The 18,181-nt window shown below is 41.4% G+C and carries 15 protein-coding genes and 1 pseudogene; 1 reads left to right on the top strand and 15 read right to left on the bottom strand.

The annotated features are described in order from the left end of the window. Window positions 1-107: 107 nt before the first annotated feature. The 12 genes and pseudogenes from map to AC3ISE_RS02970 form a co-directional block, all read right to left on the bottom strand. Window positions 108-848 carry a type I methionyl aminopeptidase gene (gene map, locus AC3ISE_RS03025; RefSeq protein WP_489222998.1) on the bottom strand — a complete coding sequence of 247 codons (741 nt, stop codon included), beginning with the start codon at window positions 846-848 and terminating at the stop codon, window positions 108-110. A 98-nt stretch (window positions 849-946) separates the two neighbouring features. Continuing rightward, window positions 947-1,210 carry a P-loop nucleotide/nucleoside kinase family protein gene (locus AC3ISE_RS03020; RefSeq protein WP_489222997.1) on the bottom strand — a complete coding sequence of 88 codons (264 nt, stop codon included), beginning with the start codon at window positions 1,208-1,210 and terminating at the stop codon, window positions 947-949. A gap of 355 nt (window positions 1,211-1,565) precedes the next feature. Next, on the bottom strand, window positions 1,566-1,958 hold the full coding sequence (locus tag AC3ISE_RS03015; RefSeq protein WP_489222996.1) for a hypothetical protein: 393 nt from the start codon (window positions 1,956-1,958) through the stop codon (window positions 1,566-1,568). After that, a complete protein-coding gene (locus tag AC3ISE_RS03010; protein WP_489222995.1) occupies window positions 1,948-2,292 on the bottom strand; it encodes a hypothetical protein in 345 nt (114 codons plus the stop codon). The genes AC3ISE_RS03015 and AC3ISE_RS03010 overlap by 11 nt, the downstream gene beginning before the upstream one ends. Further along, window positions 2,289-2,957 (bottom strand): hypothetical protein, encoded by a 669-nt coding sequence (locus tag AC3ISE_RS03005; RefSeq protein WP_489222994.1) that lies wholly within the window; start codon window positions 2,955-2,957, stop codon window positions 2,289-2,291. Before AC3ISE_RS03005 ends, AC3ISE_RS03010 begins: the two co-directional genes overlap by 4 nt. Further along, complete coding sequence (locus AC3ISE_RS03000) at window positions 2,944-3,582, bottom strand: hypothetical protein (protein WP_489222993.1); 639 nt, start codon at window positions 3,580-3,582, stop codon at window positions 2,944-2,946. The genes AC3ISE_RS03005 and AC3ISE_RS03000 overlap by 14 nt, the downstream gene beginning before the upstream one ends. A gap of 247 nt (window positions 3,583-3,829) precedes the next feature. After that, window positions 3,830-5,218, bottom strand: a complete 1,389-nt coding sequence (gene rlmD / locus AC3ISE_RS02995; protein ID WP_489222992.1) for a 23S rRNA (uracil(1939)-C(5))-methyltransferase RlmD — start codon at window positions 5,216-5,218, stop codon at window positions 3,830-3,832. 16 nt (window positions 5,219-5,234) lie between these two features. Next, window positions 5,235-6,098, bottom strand: coding sequence for a DNA-3-methyladenine glycosylase family protein (locus AC3ISE_RS02990; protein ID WP_489224251.1), 864 nt, complete (start codon window positions 6,096-6,098; stop codon window positions 5,235-5,237). Window positions 6,099-6,185: 87 nt separating this feature from the next. Beyond that, complete coding sequence (gene pdaA / locus AC3ISE_RS02985) at window positions 6,186-6,956, bottom strand: delta-lactam-biosynthetic de-N-acetylase (protein WP_489224250.1); 771 nt, start codon at window positions 6,954-6,956, stop codon at window positions 6,186-6,188. Between the two features lie 335 nt (window positions 6,957-7,291). After that, window positions 7,292-8,825, bottom strand: a pseudogene (locus tag AC3ISE_RS02980) (fumarate hydratase). A gap of 347 nt (window positions 8,826-9,172) precedes the next feature. Further along, entirely contained in the window at window positions 9,173-13,399 is a 4,227-nt protein-coding gene (locus tag AC3ISE_RS02975; RefSeq protein ID WP_489222991.1) for a phosphodiester glycosidase family protein, read from the bottom strand. A gap of 456 nt (window positions 13,400-13,855) precedes the next feature. Next, window positions 13,856-14,047 carry an SE1561 family protein gene (locus tag AC3ISE_RS02970; RefSeq protein ID WP_070879697.1) on the bottom strand — a complete coding sequence of 64 codons (192 nt, stop codon included), beginning with the start codon at window positions 14,045-14,047 and terminating at the stop codon, window positions 13,856-13,858. Window positions 14,048-14,188: 141 nt separating this feature from the next. Here AC3ISE_RS02970 and yfkAB point away from each other — a divergent pair, with 141 nt between their 5' ends. Continuing rightward, window positions 14,189-15,316 carry a radical SAM/CxCxxxxC motif protein YfkAB gene (gene yfkAB, locus AC3ISE_RS02965; protein ID WP_489222990.1) on the top strand — a complete coding sequence of 376 codons (1,128 nt, stop codon included), beginning with the start codon at window positions 14,189-14,191 and terminating at the stop codon, window positions 15,314-15,316. Between the two features lie 31 nt (window positions 15,317-15,347). Here the strand turns inward: yfkAB and AC3ISE_RS02960 are convergent, their stop codons facing one another. From AC3ISE_RS02960 to cax, 3 genes are all read right to left on the bottom strand, one after another. Further along, a complete protein-coding gene (locus AC3ISE_RS02960; protein WP_489224249.1) occupies window positions 15,348-16,109 on the bottom strand; it encodes a YfkD family protein in 762 nt (253 codons plus the stop codon). Window positions 16,110-16,203: 94 nt separating this feature from the next. Next, window positions 16,204-16,812: a YczE/YyaS/YitT family protein gene (locus tag AC3ISE_RS02955; protein WP_489222989.1), complete on the bottom strand. Its 609-nt coding sequence runs from the start codon at window positions 16,810-16,812 to the stop codon at window positions 16,204-16,206. A gap of 195 nt (window positions 16,813-17,007) precedes the next feature. Further along, window positions 17,008-18,060 carry a calcium/proton exchanger gene (gene cax / locus AC3ISE_RS02950; protein WP_489222988.1) on the bottom strand — a complete coding sequence of 351 codons (1,053 nt, stop codon included), beginning with the start codon at window positions 18,058-18,060 and terminating at the stop codon, window positions 17,008-17,010. Window positions 18,061-18,181 lie beyond the last annotated feature (121 nt).

The raw sequence follows: 18,181 nt of genomic DNA, 5'->3' as shown, positions 1-18,181 counted from the left end.
AGAAGCAGGAACCTGTTGACGGGTTCCTGCTTCTTGTATTAAAACAAACTCCCTAAGCTTCAGTTGAAAGAAGCTGGGTGTTATCTTTTCTCGTTTTCTATCTAGCATTAAAGGGTTAAAATAATCGGTCCGTTTTTCGTCAGGATGATCGTATGTTCCACTTGAGCGACGTAGCTCTTTTCCGTAGCAAAGGTCCAGTCGTCATCCAATTGGAACACTTCTTCTTCAGAGGTGGAGATAAACGGTTCGAAGGCGATGACCATTCCTTCCTTCAGGATCTCATCATCCCACGGATCATTATAATTCAAAATATGATCAGGGGCTTCGTGGATCTTACGGCCGATTCCGTGTCCGGTAAGGTTTTTGATAACGGTGAACCCATGCTGTTTCGCTATTTCGAAAACCGCTTTTCCGATCCTGCTTTTTTTGGAACCTGGCTTTGCTTTCTCAAGGCCCGCTTCAAAAGCCTTCTTCGCCGTGTCACATAATCTCGTTAAGACTTCTTCGCCTTTTCCCACGACAAATGAGATTCCCGTATCAGCAAAATAACCGTTCTTGGAAGCAGACACATCGATATTGACGAGATCCCCTTCCTTGATCACCCGGTCACCCGGAATCCCGTGTGCCACCTCTTCATTCACACTAATGCACGTAAACCCGGGAAAATCATACTCGCCTTTTGGTGCTGAAACAGCCCCTGCTTTTTCAAAAAGCTCCCCGGCCAAATCATCAAGCTCTTTCGTCGTAATGCCGGGAACCGTTTTTTGAACCAACTCATCCCGAATGTACGCGATAATCTTTCCGATTTCCTTTAATCCGCTGAAATCTTCTTCTGTCTTAGCAATCATTTTTTCTACCTCTTTTTCTTTTTCTTCTATAGGTGTCATTATTCCATTGTTGGATCGAAAATACCCGGATTATGCTCAGGATTAGTCTGCCGGACAATCTACTCTTTAGAACCTCCACTAAACTCTATAACATTTAAACCCTCAGATGCATCTGGCTCTTCAAAGAAACTTGTGACATGATGAAACACCGCTTCCGTATCAAAAATCGCTCGTTCGGGTTGTTCCTTACGTCTTTGAGCAATTTGGCGCAAGCACTGCTCGTCACTCAGGTTGAGATAAATCAGCTGATGATCTGCATGAACCTCTTCAACCATATCTAAAAACCATTTTCGCAGCTTTTGAGTGTTGGCCGGAAAGTCCATAACTACATCTGTATTAACAGATAATATGTTTTGAACCTGAAGTGAAAATCGCTTGTAATCCTATATTTCGGTCAGGGCGGATTGCTGAAGCGCCTGTATCCATTAGCAAGTTCATGTTCAAAATGCTCCATGTTGATAGATGTGTGGCTGGCCAAATTTGAATCAGTCACATCTGCTGCAACTCCGTTATGAAAGGCGGGATGGAATCTTGTTTTTATGTAAAGAAAAAGAAGCAGGAACCCATCAACCGGTTCATGCTTCTAAAGATATGTAAATATGATATTTAAGTAAAGTTTAGATTGAGGACAGTAAAAAAACCATCTAACTTTTAATGAAATTAATATCTCATATTTAATTAATGAACTAAAACTGTATGGGATTCACTCGTATCAGTAATTTCTGTATCATAGTTCATTTTCTTTAGTTGATTGATGAGTTTGTCTGTAACATTTTTTGGGCTAATGATTTTAAAATTTTGAACCTTTTCGAAACGGTTACTTATTTTGGTTAATTTATCATATTGATCAACTGTTTTGTGAATCAGATTAATAAAATTATCATTTTTATGACTTGAGTAAATAGAAACAGTACCGAGTTTGTTTATCATTATTTCCAAATCATCTACTTCATACACTAAAAGATCGGATGATGAAAAAACAATATTTGGAATATCGTCTTTCAATTCGAATAGAAATTCATCAAAATAAAATTTATTCGTGTTGAATAAGACATTTATTCTATTCATCATCTTCAACTCCTTTTACCTTTTCCATGTCAACTAACTCTTGATGCATATAATCCAACTTTCCCATTATTACTACTTTCTCACCTAAATCATTAGCTTTGGTAAAACTATAATATGATTGAGTAGTATCTTTGTGCATGGTCTGTATATTACCTATTCTATAATAAAAAGGATTTTCCTTTTGTTTATTCTCCTCATCTCCACTATATTTTATTACATTTTCTGTTCTTTTGTGAATGTTAGCAAGTCCCTCAACGATCAAATTGTTTGGATAATCATGAAGCTTCCTAAGTATTTCATTAGCATCTTTAAAAAGATCTACTTTCTCTTCACTCATCCTTTTAACGCTCCAAACTGTTTCAAAATAAGTTTTTCTAGCTCTGTTAGTGTAATTATGACTTGAGGCTCAAGTTGTTTATACATTTTTGGACTATCTATTCCTTTACACAATCTATACAATTCATCTAAATTTGTATTTAGTTTCTTCGGAGCAAAATTTAACAATACTTTATTTTCAAGTATTATTCTCTTGATTCTATGAAAGTCTATATCCTCATTCAAATTATTCTTTTTATGTAACTCATTTAAAAGCGGAACGTATACTGTTGGCAGAATACTTTTTAGTGCCAAGTCAAATTTAATTTGCTTTTTAGCAACTCGTCTATTCAATAAGTATATCGTTATAGTTACTATCGCTGAAACGAATGTACTTATTATACTCACTGGAATTAATTGACCCCAAATTGTCAGATTTTTAGGGTCTGAAACTTTTGTCACACTTTGATTCTCAATATTTTTCAATGAATTTACACTATTTAGGTTTAAGGGTTCATGTTCCGCTAACATGAATATTTCATTATTCGGTATTGTACTCTTCAGGTTTATGTCTATAGATAAGTATTTAGAATACATAATTGTTTCTTTTTCTTTTCCAATGACCTGATCCACAAAGACTAAGTTAACTAAAATAACAAAAATAAAAGCTATTTTAATTGTTTTCATGTTTTGTCATTTCAATTTGATCTAGAAGTTTATTAGTCAATTCATCAGATAATTCTCTATAATTTAATGCCATGTTCCCGTCAATAATGTTACCACCTCTTTCAATTTGCTCCTTCATATTAATAATTAATTGGTTTATTAAATTTAAACCCCCATTAAAATCTAATGATGTAGTAAAGCTTGATTGATCATTATTTAGCAAAGTCATTTTTACTATATTTGGTTGAAGATCAGTATGTGAGAAGAATATAATATTTAAGAATTCCGGCATTGATAAAGCTTTTTCTGCATTGTTTATATAGAGTGAAGCATGTCTTTTTAATAGTTCAATCCTTCTAAAGGTCTCAGTATTTTTTCTATTGTAACCTCTTAAATTTATTGAACCTTTTAAAAATGTTAATATCGGCATTGAATGATTCTTGAAGTTTTCATGTAGTTGTAATTGATATGTAAGATAATTGTAATTATCTTTTTCTAATGAAGATTGAATAAAAGCATTAGTCATGTTTTCTAATAATTTTAGATTATTTTCTTTAGACAAGAATGTAATGGCTTCTTCAAAATCCACTAAAAAGTTATCGATATTTTCCTGATAATTTTTTTGTTCACTATTTTTCACGTCCAATTTCTTCACCTCATGAATTTTCCTAAGATTAATATACCATAATTATCAAATTTTTTTACAAAAAAAACATCCTAATTAGGATGCTTTCCTTTATAGCTTGTAAAATATTCACGCCTTTTGGCGGAAAACGTCTCTTTACTGAGTGTCATAAATATTTCATAGACCGTATCTTAAGTTCAATCTCCTTTTGAAAATTGAACTAATGCAGTAAAAAGAATACATATACACTGCTAAGCAGTTTTAATAATTATTTTAGTGTTAGCAACACCACACACTCCACATGAGCCGTATGCGGAAACATATCAACAGGCTGAATATACTCAACCTTATATGCCTTCGAAAGTGTCTTAATATCTTTCGCCAATGTAGACGGGTTACATGACACATAAATAAACTTCTTCGGTTTGACCTTTAATATCGCACCAAGCAGTTTTTGGTCGCAGCCTGTTCTTGGCGGATCCACTACTACAGCATCGGGTCGCCAGCCTTCGCCGAGCCATTTTGGGAGCCAGTGTTCGGCTGTGCCTTTTACGTAGGTGGCGTTTTTGAAGCCGTGTTTTTTGGCGTTCTTTTTGGCGTCTTCGACGGAGTCGGCGATGGTGTCCATGCCTCTGATTTCTTTGGCGCCATCTGCGAGCCACATGCCGATGGTGCCTACGCCGCAGTAGGCGTCGACGATTTTTTCTTTGCCGGTTAGCTGGGCGGCTTTTTTGACTTCGTCGTACAGTTTGACGGTCTGGACGGGGTTGAGCTGGAAGAAGGCCCGTGCCGAGAGGTCAAAGGTCAGGTCGCCGAGCTGTTCCTGGATGACTTCTTCTCCGTCTAAGTGGACGGTTTTTTCGCCGAAGATCAGGGATGTTTTTTCGCCGTTGATGTTTTGCATGATGGATTTGACTTCAGGGAGACGCTTGTTGATTTCGCTGACAATCAGGTCCTTGCGCGGCAGGTTATCCTGTGCGGTGATGAGGACGATCTGGACTTGTCCGCTCTTGAAGCCGACTCTGCTGACGATGGTCCGGACGATGCCTTTGCGTTTCCGCTCGTCGTAGATGGATACTTTCAGGTCCTGCAGAATTTGCTTGACGGTCTGTACCGCTTTGTTGGTTGCTTCGTGCTGAACGATGCAGTGATCGATGTTGACAAGGTGGTGGGAGTTTTTGCTGTATAGTCCCGCGATGACTTTCCCGTTTCTGAGCCCTGTCTGGAACTGGCTTTTGTTGCGGTAGTTCCACGGGTCCTCCATGCCGATCGTCTGTCTGATGTCGGTTTTACCTAGATCAAGTCCGGAAAAACGCTCCATCGCCTGGACGATAATGTCTCTTTTTTCATGCAGCTGTTTTTCGTAGGAGAGATGCTGAAGCTGGCAGCCGCCGCATTCGTGATAAATCGGGCATGGCGGGTTTACTCTGTCGGGAGAGGCCTTCCTGATTTTTTTCACTTTGCCCTCGGCAAATTTTGCGCTGATGTTCGTTGCTTCTACTACTACTTCTTCATTTGGCAGGGCTCCTGGAACAAATACGACCTGCTTTTTAAAATAGCCGACTCCTTCTCCGTTGATTCCGAGTCTTTTTATCGTTAATGGAAAGGTTTGTCCCTTTTCCAGAGGTATGCCTTTGTTTTTTTCATTGGTCTTCATATTTGACGCTCCATTTCTATTCAATGCTTCTCCACAAATAAAGAGACGCATAGCTTAAATAAGGTGACCATTCTTTGCTGAGGATCTCCATTTCTTCAAAGGTTGGTTTCCGTTCAAGCTGAAAATGCTTCTTTAATGCGTTTTGTATACCTATATCTGCAAACGGAAAAAGGTTTGGACGCCCGAGGCCGAATAACAGCAGATTCTGGACGGTCCAGGGACCTACTCCGCGTATTTTTACAAGCTCCTTAAGAATATCTGGATCTTCCATATGCTGAAGTTCTTCCAGGTTTATTTTGCCTTCAGCTATGAGCTTTGATGTATCAATTACATACTCTGCTTTACGGCCGCTGAACTGAAGCTCCCTTAAATCGCTGTAATCAAGCGCAGCCACTTTTTCCGGGGCCGGATAAAACCACACCCCATCAATCTGCTCACCGAATGTATGAACAAAACGTTCTGTCAGAGTGTGGGCGAATTTCAGGTTGAGCTGCTGGTGAATAATGCACTTCATCAGACATCCGTAAAGACTAAATTCGAGAACAATAGGCGTGCCATCATGCGCTTCGAAAATTTCTGCGATGTTTGAAGAACGAAAATGTGTTTGAACATCTACTAAAGAAACATTCCATTGAAAAATGCGCATCGTTTCTTTTACTGCAAAGTCTCTGTCCGAATTCCCGCTCAGCAGAAATTCAGGAGCTGTTTTAGTGCCCAGTCCTTTTACAGTGACAACAAAAGGTTTATTATCTTGATTTCGAAGTGGAATGGATACCTCACGTTTATCTATATGGACATGATGAAGCGGGTCCATGGATAAACGATCAAGCACACGGTCAAAATCATATGGAGGTTCTATTCGTATACACTCTTCCCACATAGTCATCTCAAATCCCTTATTTTTGATACTGTGTATTATACCATGAATAAACAAGCGGGAAACGTAAAACTCCCTTTGGAACAAATCTCAAAGGGAGTAAAGGAATGGCTGATGAAACGTTCTGTCAATCATGAGATCATCAAGGCTTTTAAAGATATATCCTTGTTTGGTTAAATCCTCAATCGCCCTGTCAAGAGCCTCTGCATTATCTTTTGAAACAGTATGCAGCAAAAGAATACAGCCAGGGTGGATTTGAGTCATGATTTGATCGTATGAATATCTCCACCCTTTTTGTGCATTCGTGTGCCAGTCGACAAAGGCAAGCGACCAGAATACCGGCTGATAGCCAAGTTCTCTTGATAAGGATAGAACGCGTTCACTGAAAACACCTCTTGGCGGACGCAAATAATTGATGCCCTGGTAGCCTGTCAGCTGCTCTGTTTTCAGTCTTACCGAATCCAGTTCTTTTTTCAATCGTTCATCACTGACTTTTGTTAAGTCGGGGTGATGCCATGAATGATTTCCAACGATATGGCCTTCAGCTGCCATGCGTTTGACTAGCTTTGGCTGATCAAGCAAATAATGACCTGTGACAAAAAAAGCGGCTGGTACTCTTCTTTTCTTCAGAACATCAAGGACGCTTGCTGTATAGCCGTTTTCGTATCCATTATCAAAAGTCAGGTAAATATATTTTTGAGTGGGGTCACCCATAAAAAAAGAATCATACTTATTCAGCAGTTTCTCCATCGGCAGCCCCGGGTTTGCTGATTTGTGATTCCTGCTTTTTTCAAAGCCCCAGTTAATTGGCTGGTTGGAGACGGACGCTTCAGCTGCATGTATTCCGAATGATAAAAACATCAGAAAGCTAAATATAGCGCAACAGTATTTCAAAGAAATCGCTCCCCTGACATAGGTTCTATTTATAGTGTCGGAAAGAGCGGAGATTACATACTGTTTTTTATTAGGTAACATATGGAACCAACGAACAAAAGCGCAGGCGCCTTGGTCAGATCCGACAGGCAGATAAGAATTCGACAGAAAAGTCCGGGTCCCGCCTTTTTTGGCGAATTCGTTCTGACCGAGGATCTAGGCGCTGGAGCTGGACGTAGATAACTTTATTTCATTATCCACAACCTATTAACTTTTATAATTTTTTAAACGATGAAAAAAGCCGGAATTAATCCGGCTTCTCCTTAAATGAAAACAGGCTCTTTAAATTGTGAAAGCTTTTCAAGAGAAGACTGATCAACATCTGCATGAAGGCTGTTGCCGTGCGAATCCATTGTAACTACCGCTGTAAATCCTTCAACCTTCAGGTGCCACATCGCTTCAGGAATACCGAATTGCATCAAATCAACGCCTTCAACGGATTTTATGCAATCTGCATAATATTGTGCAGCTCCGCCAATTGCATTCAGATAAACTCCGCCATGTTCATTTAAGGCTTTCAGTGTTTTTGGACCCATGCCGCCTTTTCCAATGACCGCGCGAATGCCGAATTTCTTCATAATATCGCCCTGATATGGCTCCTCGCGAATACTTGTTGTCGGACCTGCAGCTTTAACGTGCCAATTCCCATCTTCATCCTTCATCATGACCGGACCGCAGTGGTAGATAATTTGACCATCAAGATCAACTGGAGCATCATGGTCTGATAAGTATTTGTGAATCGCGTCGCGGCCCGTGTACATCATGCCATTGATATGAACGACATCTCCAACTTTCAAATCACGAATCTTCTCTTCTGTAATTGGCGCTTCAAGCACAACTTCACGTGAAGATTGAGGTGCTTCGTCAGCTTGATCTGCATTATTCAGGTTTGGCATTTCACCTTCCTGGTACAGCCAGTTTTGAATTTCACCGCTTGCAGCATCAATGTTTACCCCTAAACGGCGGTATGCCCAGCAATTATATGCTACGGATACAAAGAAGCTGGCAGGAATCCGGTTCATCACGCCCACCTTGCACCCTAATAGAGTTGCTTCACCGCCAAAGCCCATAGTGCCGATTCCAAGCTGATTGGCTTTTTCAACAATATATTCTTCTAGTTTTTGAAGATCCGGGTTTGGATTGACGTCTTCTGAACTTCTGAAAAGCTGGTCTTTTGCAAGCTCATAGCCTGAAGTACGGTCTCCTCCAATACCTACCCCGATGAAGCCTGCGCTCGCAGCCTTGTCCTTGCGCCTGGTAAACAGAATGAAGAACGCATTTGCGGATGCCGTCTAAGTCCCTGCCTGCTTTTCCAAGTCCATCAAGCTCGCATGGAAGACTGTATTGAATGTTTTTATTTTCACAGCCGCCGCCTTTTAAAATTAAGCGGGCATCAATGTAATCTTTTTCCCATTGTTCAAATTTAATGACAGGGGTGCCGTACCCAAGATTATCACCGCTGTTCTCGCCAGTCAGCGAGTCCACTGAATTCGGACGAAGTTTTCCGTCTTTTGTCGCTTGTTCGATAGCGCGTTTGATTTCTTCTTTCATTTGAAGCTGATTAGCACCAACCGGCACTTTCAATTTAAAAGTCGGAAGGCCTGTATCCTGACAAATAGGCGATACATTCTCATCCGCCATTTTGATATTTTCAGATATAGTAGCAAGAGACATGGCAGCACGGGTTCCTGCATTCTCTTTCATCTTGGCTTTTAATATTGCACGGCGGACATCTTTAGGAAGTTTTGTTGATGTTTCAACGATTAATTCAAACATGCTTTGATAAAATTTTTCCATCCTGTTTCTCCCCTTATTGTCTATAGAATTCGGTCAATTCATTCGATTTTTATTATACTCCTTTGTGATTTGGTTGGAAAGGCTTACAGTTCGAAGATTGTTTCTGCATGAATTATCTTAGATTGTTACCCGTTCCTTTCCGCTCCAGGAACTTGCTTTCCGCGGGGAGATCTGGGAGCTTCCTCGGCCAGCCTGCGGGATCTCCCATTCCCTCTGCATCCCGCAGGAGTCAAGTTTCTTCCGCTTCAATCCACTGGAGTATTATCTTGATTATAAGCAACTTTAATTTCAAAAAGTCTTATTAAAGTCAAAAAACCGCCCGGCCAATGACCGGGCAGCATCTGCTGTTACTGTTTTTTAGGGAGAATGTCAATCTCCATGCTTTTCTTGATATCCAGATACTGATAAGAAATGGTTAAGGTTCCGCTTTTCTTCGATTTGATTTTTCCGTTTTTCCATTCTGCCAGGTCCGGAGGTGAAAGCTCCATAAAGAGCTTGTCCTGATCCATGGCAAATCGGTTACCGTCTTTATCGATAGCTGTTGCTGTCAGGCGGATGTTCTTTCCTTCTATGACTGTTTCGTTATTTGGGTTGAGTTCAACGTTGACAGGTTTGATCGTGTTCGGATCCACCACTGTCACTTTAATCGTGCTGCTTTTCCCTCCTGAAACGGCTGTGATGTTTGCTGTACCTGGCTTGAGGGTCTGAATGGTTCCGTCAGTAAGCACTTTTACTGCTTTTTCATTATCAGAGGTCCACACTGTGTGAACATCTTCGAAAGAGCTTAGGTTGACGAGATAGTTTCCGTAGATTTCTCTAAAATCGCCGAAAAGGTTGAGTGTGCGTTCTGCTCCGGCTGCCATTTTCATTTCCCGCTGTTCATTGAGGGCATCATCGACAATGGATACATCCGTCAGCAATGGGTTAAATTTATAGTCCATTCCTGACTTCGTCACTTCAAGCACTCCGCTTCCAAGGATATTTCCTTTGTCGTTTGAGACATATCCTTTGCTTGCTCCGTTGCCTGTGATTGTGTAGTTTACGCCGTCTTTTTCCCATGACTGCAGGAGGTGAAGGTGGCCGAACAGAACTTGTATATTCACATCTTTGTTTTGCTTTTTATAGGATCCGAGAATGTCTTCGAATTGTTTGGCATCTGCCGGATTCATTTCATGCTTTGTGCCGAAATCATCTTTTGTCGTATTGTGTGTCACGACAAGAACATTCTTCTTTTTATTTTCCTTCAAAAGCTTTTGAAGGTAATGGAACTGTGTAGAGTCGGATGCTGAAATACTCTGTCCGAACGCACTGTTCAGGCTGATGATCAGCGTGTTTCCATATTCAAAGTGGTAGGTTGGGGATCCAATGATGTCTGAATAGAAATCAATGTTTCCCTGGAACGATTCGTGGTTTCCAGGCGTTGCGAAAAAGGGTTTTTCTCCAAGTAAGGCAAGATCGCTCACGGCTCTGTCCCATTCTGCCTGTGAAGAGGTATCAACGATGTCGCCTACATGCATCACGAAGTCCGTTTCTTCATTTGCAGCCCGGTCAAACAGGCGTTTTGAGTACATAAATCCTTGTGTATCAGGCAGGACAGAAATGGCGAATTGATTGGCCTTTTCCGGCTGCTGAAGCTGCTTTGTTTCAAATTCCTTCACAAATGGTGTCATGACATTCCCGCTTTGGTCTTTTGCTTCGATAATAAAAGAATGCTGGCCGTCTTTAAGCGGCTTTTCAGGAACGGCATATGCCCAGCCCGTTTTTTCGTCGTAGTGGACAGGAGCAGGTTTGCCGTCAATTTTTACAGCGATACTGTTTTTCTTTACGCCGCTTTTTTCATCTTTCAGTTTAAAGGTAATGCGCGGTTCTCCTGTTTTTTCAACCGCTTTTCCTGTTGGCGTCACATTTGAAAGAACCGGTTTTTCTGTATCATCGCTCAAGTCTACTTTGATCGTTTTATCGACGGACGGAACGGACACATTTCCGTTTGTGTCACGTGCTGAAGCCGTCAGATGATAGGTGCCCTCTGTAAGGTTTTCAGCTGCTGCTTCCACTTTTCCTGTTTCATCATCATATGTGTGCGGAAGCTTTTCCCCGTTTAGTTTCACTTCAATTGATTCAGCATCTACGCCCGATTCTTCATCAATGACGAGAGAAGAAAACGCAATTTTGTTTTCATAAACGGTATTTCCAGCAGGTGTAATCTCTTTGAATTCAGGACCGTTAAAGTCTTCTGTTTCGTTCGTGTAAATATATCTCATGTGATCGATGTAAACACTGCCGCTGTAGTCAGGGATGCTTTTGTTCGTTTCTACAAAATAGAGATAGTTGAATACGATCGGAAGTGCCCAGTCCTGAGGAAGCTCAACCTCAAGGTATTTCCAGCCGGTCCAGTCTACTTTCGGTGCAAGATCAAGCGTTTTGTTAACACCGTTTGCTTTGAAAATCAGACGTGCCCACGGCGCTTTTCCGTCCCCGTAAACCCATACGCCGAATTTCTTTGGTCGGATATCTGTTTTATAGGTTTCATACATGGAATCAGCAAGCTCGTCCGGCCATGCACCGGATGCTGATTTGTACCAGTGTGGGATGACATTAATCGTGCCGTTGTATTTGCGTTCCCACTTTTTCGAATCGTAATCCACACGCAGGCTGCGCTCTCCGAATTTTGCCTCGTCCCCGGACAGCTGATGTGTGCCGCCCATGAAGCCTGATACTTCATATCCTTCTTTTGGATATGTTTCATAGTCATCGATGACTTGTTCTTTAAGCCCTATTAATAACTCAATCTGTTTTTCAATGGAGCCAAGTTTTGCAGTAACGGTTGTTCTTGTTCCCTCAGGTACATCTTCTTTAATTTGGATGGTGCCGTCTGCAGTGATTTCACCAACCTGCTCGTCCATCTCCCAGTCGATTGCGTCTCCTGTGAGGATGACTTCTTTCCCGTCTTTCACGGCTTCAGCTTCTAGTTTCTTTTCTTCACCTGGCTGAAGAATAACCGGACCCTGATCAGCAAATTTGAAGGCATCCACCTGGTCGATGACGGTAACGGATGCCTGCCCGCTTACTCCGTTGATGACAGCTTCCACTGTATCTGTTCCTGCCTGGGCAGGCGCCTTGTAAAGACCTGTTTTATCAATGGTGCCTTTTGAAGTTTTCCACTGGATGGAGCGGCTTGCAATCATGACAGGGTTGCCGTTGCTGTCTGTTGCTTTTACTCCGAACGGGAAAGCAGCATTTTTGAAGATTGTCAGATCTTTTTCTACGATAACTTCGCCAATATCACCTGTTTTAGTTGAATGATTGACAAAAAGAAGTCCGTTTGTGATTGACCTTGACTGCCCGTCACTCGGGTGATTGGCCGTCTCAAGCGCGCTTTTCCCTTTCGGCTGAACGATCATTTCTGTCGATCCTCCGCCGTCAAGGCCAAGAGCCGAAACTGCGCCGTGCTCTTCCATGATTTCAGCCATTTCGACTAGCGTTACCCCCTGGCTTTTATCAAAAAGGGTGCTCGGTTTATCAATGGTCATCGTGATGACCTTTTGCTCTGCTGTAATTCCGATGGCGGTTCTGGCACTCTTAAGATTCACGTGGCTGCCGTATTTGGACAGGAGCTCATCTTTTGTAAGGGCCTTTCCGTCCTTAACAAGCCAGTTGTAGCCGCCTGTAGCCTCGGTAATATCATTTTTGAGTACTCTGTCTTCTCCCGTGAAAAGATCAAACTGGAAGGAAATGTCCATGCCTTCTTTTAATTCATTCCGGATCATCTCAGCTTTTGACCCGAATCCGGCAATGATGACACTGTCTGACGGAATATCAATGCTCTCATAAGCAGGGTAGATCTTTTCGATTTTTCCCGTGTAGGCTTGTCCTGCTTTGATGGCAGAAGCGTCCTTTACCTCTTTTACGACGGCCATGGTTCCATTTTTAATGAAATTCTCATTGCGGTCATCAAAGGTGAGGACTCCCTTCTGGTTTAGCTTTGGTGTAAAAATGCCAAGCTTTTCTCCCGCGTTTTCATTGCGGTTCAGTGTATCCACTTTTACATTTTTGCCGCTGTAGGAGAGCGAGCCTCTCATTTCAACTTCTCCGATAAAAGGTTTTTTGTCTTGGTCAATTGCAAATACAGGATGAAGAGAAACGCCTGAAGGATAGCTGTGATTGATTAGAAGATTGCGGTTTTGAACCTGGAGCGTCATATTGATGCCGGTCTGCATATTGAACATATCCGCATTCACGCCTGCCACAATGTCTTTTCCCTTGAATTCTTCTCTTGCAGCTTGTGAAGGCAGGGTCTCTGCAGCAACGACTCGTTCAAGTGCTTTGGACGTGACAACGGATACATTCGGATTCGAAAGATCTGCCTCGAGAACGTTCACTCTCTGGCTGTTTCCGGCCGTTCCCCCGAAATTCTCGATTTGCTTTTCAGTGTGTGTAATGCCTGAAGAAATTTGTTCTGCTTTTAACACTGTGCTTTTCTCTGAAGGCACTGTTTCTTCTCCAAGAACAGCATTCGGCATAGTCAGCAGCGTACAAGCCATCAAAATGGCAGCAACATTCTTTTTCCCTATCATCTTGCACCTCCGAATAGTAGTAAGTACTTCTCTATTATAGAAGGCGATTGTTGATAGAATTTGGTATTTTCTTTAATGCTTGTAAACTTTACAGGTCTAAAAGTACCGTTAAATGTAGATTTTTTGTAAAGGGAGGATGTATGGACTACATATTATAGAGGAGAATTTTGCTCCATTCGGGTCTTTGGATCGAAAAAGCTAAGAGGCTGGTTTGCCCTTTGTTTCTATGGTACCTTTTTCTTGATTTGGGCTGGAGTACCCGTTCCTTTCCGCTCCAGGAACTTTCTTTCCGCGGGGAGGGCTGGGAGCTTCCTCGGCAAGCCTGCGGGATTTCCCATTCCCTCTTCATCCCGCAGGAGTCAAGTTCCTTCCGCTGCAATCCACTGGAGTTCTGAAACAGCCCTGTTGATTAAAAAAGAAAAAAAAGAACACCCTCATCAGGTGCCCTTTCATCCTCTATTCTTTATCCCAGTCCTTTTTAAACTGCTCCTGCTTTACTTCAAGCTCATCAAGCATTTTAATTAAACGATCAATATCCTCGACGTCTGTTGACTCAGGATCCATTGAATCGATAACATTCATAAACATATTTAAGCGTGTTTTTAAATATTTTAACTGTGAGTCTTTATCATGAACGGCGTTGCCCAAGATGTATCTCTCCTTTCACTGATAGTGATATCGTAGCTTATTCGCTCTGCTTTGACAACAGCTCAGACAGAGAAGGTATTCTAAAATATGTTGTTCATGATAGAATGTTCTCTATGTGAACTTGAAAAAGGAGTTTTATGAATGAATGCATCAGCTGCAAATACACTACAGCCCATTACACCTTCTCATGATCCATGGGAAGCTTATTTAGATATAAAGCAGTATGGAAAATTGACTTTAACAAATGTTGAATTTACGACTACGACCCTGTGCAATATGCGCTGTGAGCATTGTGCGGTGGGTTATACGCTCTCACCAAAAGATCCGAAAGCATTGCCGATTGATTTAATCCTGAAAAGATTAGACGAAGTAGATACGCTCAGGTCAATCAGTATTACCGGCGGGGAACCTATGCTGTCGCTTAAATCAGTGGACAATTATGTGCTTCCTTTACTAAAGTATGCCCGTGCGCGGGGGGTTCGTACACAGATAAACTCAAATTTGACACTTGATTTGACGCGTTATGAAAAAATTGCTCCCTACCTGGATGTTTTACATATCTCTCATAACTGGGGAACACAGGATGATTTTGCAGAAGGCGGATTTGCGATGATGGACCGGAAGCCGACTTATGAGCAGCGGACTGCTTATTTTGACCGTATCATTGAAAACAGCCGTGCTCTGGTGGATGCGGGAGTGATGGTTTCTGCTGAAACGATGCTGAATAAGCGGACATTGCCTCATATTCAAAAAATACATGAACAAATCGTGAATGATATGAAATGCCAGCGTCATGAAATTCATCCTATGTATCCCTCAGATTTCGCAAGTGCCCTTGAGACCCTTTCATTAAAAGAAGTCAGAGAATCGATTCATCATCTGCTCGATATCCGCAATGAAAATGTGTGGATGCTGTTTGGCACACTGCCTTTTTATGCCTGCAGTGATGAAGAAGAGGACATAAAGCTGATCAGACGGCTTCGGGAAAGCAAAAACGTAACAGTGCGCAATGACCCTGACGGCCGCTCAAGACTTAATGTCAATATTTTTAACGGAGACATCATCGTAACAGACTTTGGAGATACACCTGAGCTTGGCAACATTCAAACAGATACGCTCCAATCAGCGTATGACCGCTGGAACGAATCCAAGCTTGCACGGGAGCTTAACTGCCATTGCTCCGCTGTTTCATGCCTTGGTCCAAACCTATTGGTGAAAAATAGCTATTATCAGGATCTTGATTTTAGGAAGCGAAAATCTGTGATATAAAAAAGCGAGCCGATGAAGGCTCGCTTTTCTATTATCTCGGCTGTTCCGAAACGGTAAATCCGAAAGAAGCATGATCCTGAACAGGAATCCAGGCGCCAATTCCCTGAGATGTTACATTTTGAACAACAATTTTTCGTTTATTTCCTTTTAACACTAAGTAGACTTCGCCGTATGTTACTTTGCCCTTTTCATTGACTGCCGGTGCGTATGCATTTAAATATCCTACTCGTTTTGGGGGAATGTTATAGATCTGTTCTTTTTTTGATCCCGTTCCGATGATTGTCTGAAATGATAAAGGCAGGCTTGTCTTTTTCATTGCCTTAAGGAGCATCATTTTTTTCACATCTTCTTCACTCGGAATATGGGCAGTTAAGCCGCCTTTTACCTGCTTTTGGGCTTCTTGCTTATAATGAATTTGAGTTGTTCCCTTGCCGCCGCGGTTATCAAAGAAATTGGTATTGATTTTCCGGTATTCCCAGTTAACTGCGGTTTCGCCTGATTCGTAATTTAATGCCCATTGCCCGAGGAAAATCGTTGCTCTGTATCCGATTGAGAGCGGATTATCAGAGATTGTCGATTCATTCAGAAGACGAATTAAATTAGGATTTTCAATCGGAATTTTAGATGTTTCAATCAGGCTTTGAGCAAATTCGCTCGGCTGAAGATACGGGAGATCCTGAGTTGGGTTCGGATACGTATTCTCCTTCGAGATATCCAGAACAGAGCTTGGCACCTTCGTTTTGTTCACAGCAAAAACAGAGCTTGAAAAACCAATTGATAAGAGCAAAGCCATTGAAACGAGCATCCATTTTCTCATTTCCTAAACCCCTTTCGGTTGCTTTACAATTATTGTTTTCAAGCTCTTACTTCTTTATCCAACAATTTATTTATGTTTTCGCCACCCATTTACCAATAACCGCGTTTACAGGAGTATTGCACAGCTGAATCAGCGGTCCGATTGCGAAGGTAATAATGATTGTACCAAGACCAATAGGACCTGCAAATAATAGAGCCAGCAGAAGGGCACCGACTTCGCCAATTGTTTTTGCAGCCATCAGGCTTAGTCCAAACCTTTGATGAAGTGTAATCATGAGCTGGTCAATTGGATTTGCCGGAAAGCTGGTTTGAAGATAAATAGAAACGCCAATGGCTATTAATAAAATCCCTAAAATTAAAATGATTCCTTTGAAAAAGATATTTTGTGTATTGAAGTCCTGAAAAATTGAAAGCATCCAGAAATCAACAAAAAAACCGATTAATAAAATCGTAAACACTCCGAGTACTTTGGGAGCTTCTCTCATAATAACGGCATTTAAAAGAATAATTAAGATCCCTACAATAAAAATCCAGCTGCCGACTGTTAAACCGATTTGATCTGTCAGTCCGACGTTCAGTGCATCCCATGCTCCTGCTCCCAGGTTTGCTTTAATTGTCAGTGTCACGCCAAATGCCAAAACAAATAAACCGATTACAAAAAAGGCCAATCGATAAATCATGCTCTCCATCCCCTTTAATCTTTATATGTATGTCCTTCTTTTGAAGCAAAGAATAAAAAACTGAATATTTACAAATTTTAAATAACATGCTACATTTAGATTAACTCCCATGATTTCATGAGGGTTAGCTTCTTATTAATTGTTTCGTCCTACACGTAAAAATGACTCTGTGCTAAGCACAGAGTCCCTTTTTTTTCACAAAAGATAAAAGCCAATGCCCATGATCAAGTAGGCTGCAAGCAAGGTTGCCCCTTCAAACCAGTTTGTGTCCCCATCATTTGTAATCGAAATGGTCAGGAGAACGGCCGTTACCATTGAAATCAATTCCGGCATTGTAAAGACAAGCGGCATTTTCTTTGTGAACAATAAGGAGATCAGGACAAGAAGCGGCGCTACAAACATGGCGATCTGCAAGGTGGATCCCACCGCTATCTCGACTGCTATATTCATTTTATTTTTATAGGCCATAATGATTGCAGATGCATGCTCAGCAGCATTTCCGACAATTGCAACAATAATGACCCCGATGAAGAGTTCACTCCAGCCGAAGCTCTCGCCAACAGCCTCAAATGTATGAACAAGACTCTCCGAAACGTAAGCTACTGCAATTGTAGCAAGCAAGAGGATTGTAATGGCTTTTTTAGCAGACCATTCCGGTTCCTCATGATCATCTGTCTCATCCGTTTTATGCTGATAAACACCGCGGTGTGTAACAAGCTTAAAAAACAATGCTGCTAAATATAAGAGAATTAAAATAACAGAAATGCCTATACTCAAGTTTAACGTTTTTGCCTCATCCATGTCCATTGCAAAAATTTCAGGGATGACAAATGCCACTATAACAGCAAAAATTAAAAGACCTGAATTATGCCTCGCATCGTATACATTGAACTCCTGTCTTTTGAACTTTAATCCTCCAACGAAAAAGGACAATCCCGCTACAAGCAGCAAATTCCCAAGGACAGAGCCTGTTAAAGAAGCAAGAACAACGCCAATTAAACCTGCTTTTAATGCAAAAATAGAAATGATCAGTTCAACAGCATTTCCAAAGGTTGCGTTCAGCAGGCCTCCAATTCTCGGACCTGTCACGATCGCCAGGCTTTCAGTTGCTCTTCCCATATAACCCGCAAGAGCAATAATCGTTATACAGTAAACGGCAAACATGATGAGCTGCGGCCAGTGCATCAGACTCCCTATAACAGAAAGAGGAACACCTGCCATTACAACAATAAAAAAGATTCGATTCATTCCATTCTCACCCTTTCTTCTCCTTATTCTTTCTCTATTTCAGGAAAAATTAAACCACATGCTTCTGCTGCGTATGAAAACATCAATTTGATGCAGATTAATGATAGATATGAAAGGAGTG

The sequence above is a fragment of the Metabacillus sp. KH_069 genome, from assembly GCF_057838075.1.
This window is presented reverse-complemented; position numbering and strand designations above follow the sequence as displayed.

Coding starts and splice junctions, on each gene's coding strand:
- map (WP_489222998.1), bottom strand. CDS start 848: ATGATTGCTAAGACAGAAGAAGATTTCAGCGGATTAAAGGAAATCGGA.
- AC3ISE_RS03020 (WP_489222997.1), bottom strand. CDS start 1,210: ATGGACTTTCCGGCCAACACTCAAAAGCTGCGAAAATGGTTTTTAGAT.
- AC3ISE_RS03015 (WP_489222996.1), bottom strand. CDS start 1,958: ATGATGAATAGAATAAATGTCTTATTCAACACGAATAAATTTTATTTT.
- AC3ISE_RS03010 (WP_489222995.1), bottom strand. CDS start 2,292: ATGAGTGAAGAGAAAGTAGATCTTTTTAAAGATGCTAATGAAATACTT.
- AC3ISE_RS03005 (WP_489222994.1), bottom strand. CDS start 2,957: ATGAAAACAATTAAAATAGCTTTTATTTTTGTTATTTTAGTTAACTTA.
- rlmD (WP_489222992.1), bottom strand. CDS start 5,218: ATGAAGACCAATGAAAAAAACAAAGGCATACCTCTGGAAAAGGGACAA.
- AC3ISE_RS02990 (WP_489224251.1), bottom strand. CDS start 6,098: ATGTGGGAAGAGTGTATACGAATAGAACCTCCATATGATTTTGACCGT.
- pdaA (WP_489224250.1), bottom strand. CDS start 6,956: ATGTTTTTATCATTCGGAATACATGCAGCTGAAGCGTCCGTCTCCAAC.
- AC3ISE_RS02975 (WP_489222991.1), bottom strand. CDS start 13,399: ATGATAGGGAAAAAGAATGTTGCTGCCATTTTGATGGCTTGTACGCTG.
- yfkAB (WP_489222990.1), top strand. CDS start 14,189: ATGAATGCATCAGCTGCAAATACACTACAGCCCATTACACCTTCTCAT.
- AC3ISE_RS02960 (WP_489224249.1), bottom strand. CDS start 16,109: ATGGCTTTGCTCTTATCAATTGGTTTTTCAAGCTCTGTTTTTGCTGTG.
- AC3ISE_RS02955 (WP_489222989.1), bottom strand. CDS start 16,812: ATGATTTATCGATTGGCCTTTTTTGTAATCGGTTTATTTGTTTTGGCA.
- cax (WP_489222988.1), bottom strand. CDS start 18,060: ATGAATCGAATCTTTTTTATTGTTGTAATGGCAGGTGTTCCTCTTTCT.